The organism is Inquilinus limosus MP06 (genome assembly GCF_000767795.1).
GTDB lineage: Bacteria > Pseudomonadota > Alphaproteobacteria > DSM-16000 > Inquilinaceae > Inquilinus > Inquilinus limosus_E.
Genome location: NZ_JANX01000602.1, coordinates 1 through 3,709 on the forward strand (window position 1 = coordinate 1; position 3,709 = coordinate 3,709).

Genomic DNA, 3,709 nt, shown 5'->3' on the forward strand with positions numbered 1-3,709 from the left:
GGGTTTCAAATCCACCGCCGCGCGCAGGCTGCCGTCCATGTAGAAGGGCACCGATTCGTGCTCGTGCACGATCAGCCATCCTTCTTCGGTGCGGCGCAGGCCCAGGGTAATGCGAAACCACAGGTCGACCTTCACGCCGTCGGTCTTGGTGCCGGTCATCCGGGCGAAGCCGTGGCAGAAGCCGACATCGCCGTCCGCCGCGATGCGCAGGTCGTGCACCTCGTAGCCGATCGGCCCGTCCCAGGTGGCGAACCAGGCATCCAGCCCCTCGGGCCCCGGCTGCCCGACCCGCAGCGGCGGCGCCAGCGAGAACAGGACGGGGTCGGCGGCATGGCAGGCGACGACGCCCCGGGCATCCTTGCGGCGCAGCGCCGCCGCATGCTCCTCGACCAGGGCATGGATCCGGGCTTCTGTGGTGTCGGTCATGGGATTCTCCTCTGTCTCGTCCGGACTGTTCCAAGAGATCGTCAGCGCCGACGCTGACCCGGCGTCTCAGGGCTTCAGGTCCACCGCCGCCCGCAGGCTGCCATCCATGGTGAAGGGCACGGATTCGTGCTCATGCACGATGGTCCAGCCATCGGCCGCCCGGCGCAGCCCAAGGGTGAGACGGAACCAGAGATCGACCGTCTCGCCGTCGGTCTTGGTGCCGCTCATCCGGGCGAAGCCGTGGCAGAAGGCGATGTTGCCATGGGTCGCGATACCGAGAGTATGGACCTCGTAGCCGATCGGCCCCCGCCAAGTCGCGAACCAGGCGTCCACGTCCTCGACGCCAGCCTGGTCGGCGGCCAGAGGCGACCCCATGGAATACAGGGAATAGAGGCCGTAATCGGCGGCCTGGCAGGCGACAAAGCCCTTGGCGTCCTTGCGGCGCAACGCCGCCGCACGCTGTTCGATCAGGGCGCGGATCTCGGCCTCGCTGTCATGCTGGCTGGTCATCTCGCTTCCTCCTGAAATGAAAGGCCGGCGGCAGGACCGGCCCTCGCCGGCAGGCCGCTCAGCGGATCGGCGCGCCGATCGACCACAGCACGCCGAACGGGTCGCGCAGCTGGCCCCAGCGGTCGCCCCAGAACATCGGCTGCAGCGGGGTGACGATCTCGGCCCCGGCCTCCACCGCCCGGTTCCACCAGGCGTCGGCATCGTCGACCTGGAGATGCAGGGAGAAGGCCTGCGGCGCCTCCAGCGGATAGCCATGCTCCGGATACGGGTCACCCAGCATCACCGAGCCGCCATTGATGTAGAGGTGGATGTGCATGGTGCGGCCCTGGTCGTCCACCGGCACGCGGCCGACCTCCTCGGCGCCAAAGGCCTTCTGGTAGAATTCCGAGGCCTTCACCGCCCCGCCGACATTGAGATAGGGGGCCACGCCGCGGACCTCGGCCCGCGCCTGCATCGCAGCCTCGTCGAACTCGGTCATCCGGTCTCTCCTGCGTTCCGGCCGCGCGGATGCTGCGGGCCTGCCCCTAGGACGGCCCGGCCGAGGCGGTCCCGACATCGCTTCCGGAAAAAGTTTCGGGGCTCAGGCGGAGGCCGCGCCGTCCTGCTGCAGGCGGTCGAGATGCATGCGGATATGCGCGGCCTCGGCCGCGGTGTTGGCCAGGGCGATGGCCTGGTTGAAGGCCTCCCGCGCCTCGGCGGAACGGCCGAGCTGCTGCAGCAGCGCCCCGCGCACCCCGAAGAAGTAGAAATAGCCGGACAGGCGCGGCGCCAGCGGCTCGATCAGCTCCAGCGCCGCCTGGGGGCCGAGCAGCTTGGCCACGGCGACGGCGCGGTTCAGCGTCACCACCGGCGAGGGCTGCAGCCGCTCCAGCGTGGCGTAGAGCAGGTCGATCTGGGCCCAGTCGGTGTCCTTCGCCTCGGCCGCCCGGGCGTGCAGCGCCGCGATCGCCGCCTGCACCTGGTACGGGCCGGGGCTGCGGTGGCGGATCGCCTTGTCGATCAGCGCCAGCCCCTCGGCGATCATCCCCTGGTTCCACCGGCTGCGATCCTGGTCCTCCAGCAGCACGATGCTGCCCCTGGCGTCGAACCGCGCCGCGGTCCGCGAATGCTGCAGCAGCATCAGCGCGGTCAAACCCATGATCTCCGGTTCCGCCGGGAACAGCCGCAGCAGCAGCCGGGCCAGGCGGATCGCTTCGTCGCACAGCGGCGCACGAAGCGGCGCCTCCTCGCTGTTGGCGGCGGAATAGCCTTCGTTGAACACCAGGTAGATCATCGCCGCGACGATCGACAGCCGCTGCGCCCGCTCCGGCGCGCCCGGTGCCTCGAACGGCACGCCGGCATTGGCGACCTTGGCCTTGGCCCGGGTGATGCGCTGCTCCATCGCGCTTTCGCCCACCAGGAAGGCGCGGGCGATCTGCCGGACCGAGAGGCCGGAGACGATGCGCAGCGCCAGCGCGATCTGCTGCGTCGCCGGCAGGTCGGGATGGCAGCAGATGAACAGGAGCCGCAGGATGTCGTCGCGATACTCGGCGCCGTCCAGCCGCTCGGCCATGTCGGCCTCGGCGTCCTCGAGGTCGGACAGCATCTCGTCCGGCGGCAGCGGCTCCTGCTTCCTTCCGCGGCGCACGCCGTCGAGAGCCGCATTGCGGCCGACGAAGATCAGCCAGGCCGCCGGGTCGCGCGGCGGCCCCTTCTGCGGCCAGGTCTTCAACGCCCGGAGACAGGCCTCCTGGAACGCCTCCTCCGCCGTGTCCAGGTCCCGGAAATAGCGCAGCAGCGCACCGAGGGCCTGAGGGCGGGCGGAGGCGAAAGCCGTGTCGATCCAGGCGATGTCTGTCATTGTCCGGCTGTCCCAGGCTTGAAGCGGCGGATCGGGCGGACCTCATAGGTCGCCCCGGGATTGGCTTTGGAGAGGTCGCGCACGATGTCGAGCACCTCCTCCAGCGATTCGCATTCGAAGGTGTAGAACCCGAGAAGCTGTTCCTTGGTCTCGGCGAAGGGGCCGTCGAGCACCAGCGGCTCGCCCCCGCTTTGGCGCACGATGGTGGCGGCGGTGGTCGGCATCAGCCGGGCGACGGGCCCGACCTTGCCCTGCTTCGCCACCGGCTCCAGCACCGCGGTCAGCCGGCCGATGACCGTGTCGTCTTCGGCCTGGGTCCAGGCTTCGGTCACGGCTTCGTTGTGGTAGCAGAGGACGGCGTACAGCATCCGGGTATTTCCTTCTTCCTCCCGAGGACGAGGGAGTATGCCCGGCGCCGACACGGCGGGCAAAAAATGCGGCAGGGCTTCTTGAGACACCGTCATCCCGTGCGCGCTGCGGCGCGAAGTGCCGCTGCGCAGACACGGGATCTTGTGTTGTCCTGAGGCCTTCCAGAATACCCAGAAGCGTCATTGCGAGCGCAGCGAAGCAATCCAGGGGCCAGTGCGCACCGGCCCCTGGATTGCTTCGCTGCGCTCGCAATGACGGAGCGGAAGGGCGCCGCACCACTTCGTGCCGCGCCGCGCCCGGGATGACGTGGAAACAAATTGGACGATTTGGAAACTTCGGCTTCAGCCCAGCTCCGCCAGCGCCATCTCGGCCACCGCCAGGTCGATCGCCGGGTGGTCGCCATCCTCGCCGTCGTCCAGGCTCCAGACGGCGGAGAGGGAGGACGCGGCCAGCACCCAGCGCAGCAGGCGATCGCGCTCCATCCCCGCCGCCTCGGCCACCACCGTCGCCCGCCGGGCCAGGCGGCCGGGCTGCGTCGCCACCGCCTGGTCCGGCGCGGCCAGG

The 3,709-nt window shown here is 69.7% G+C and carries 6 protein-coding genes; all 6 read right to left on the reverse strand.

The window, feature by feature from the left end:
- The coding region (locus P409_RS29235) for a YybH family protein (protein WP_034846720.1) at positions 1–426 on the reverse strand (426 nt) is incomplete at its 3' end.
- 66 nt (positions 427–492) lie between these two features.
- Positions 493–936: a YybH family protein gene (locus P409_RS29240; protein ID WP_034846713.1), complete on the reverse strand. Its 444-nt coding sequence runs from the start codon at positions 934–936 to the stop codon at positions 493–495.
- Between the two features lie 58 nt (positions 937–994).
- Positions 995–1,414, reverse strand: coding sequence for a VOC family protein (locus P409_RS29245; protein WP_034846715.1), 420 nt, complete (start codon positions 1,412–1,414; stop codon positions 995–997).
- A 102-nt stretch (positions 1,415–1,516) separates the two neighbouring features.
- Entirely contained in the window at positions 1,517–2,776 is a 1,260-nt protein-coding gene (locus P409_RS29250; RefSeq protein WP_034846717.1) for an RNA polymerase sigma factor, read from the reverse strand.
- Entirely contained in the window at positions 2,773–3,144 is a 372-nt protein-coding gene (locus P409_RS29255; RefSeq protein ID WP_034846718.1) for a YciI family protein, read from the reverse strand. Before P409_RS29255 ends, P409_RS29250 begins: the two co-directional genes overlap by 4 nt.
- A gap of 342 nt (positions 3,145–3,486) precedes the next feature.
- Positions 3,487–3,709: aminoglycoside phosphotransferase family protein (locus P409_RS29260; protein WP_034846719.1), on the reverse strand; the 223-nt coding region annotated here is incomplete at its 5' end.

Excerpts from the sequence above, each read along its gene's own strand:
- P409_RS29240 (WP_034846713.1), bottom strand. The coding sequence starts at position 936 with ATGACCAGCCAGCATGACAGCGAGGCCGAGATCCGCGCCCTGATCGAA.
- P409_RS29245 (WP_034846715.1), bottom strand. The coding sequence starts at position 1,414 with ATGACCGAGTTCGACGAGGCTGCGATGCAGGCGCGGGCCGAGGTCCGC.
- P409_RS29250 (WP_034846717.1), bottom strand. The coding sequence starts at position 2,776 with ATGACAGACATCGCCTGGATCGACACGGCTTTCGCCTCCGCCCGCCCT.
- P409_RS29255 (WP_034846718.1), bottom strand. The coding sequence starts at position 3,144 with ATGCTGTACGCCGTCCTCTGCTACCACAACGAAGCCGTGACCGAAGCC.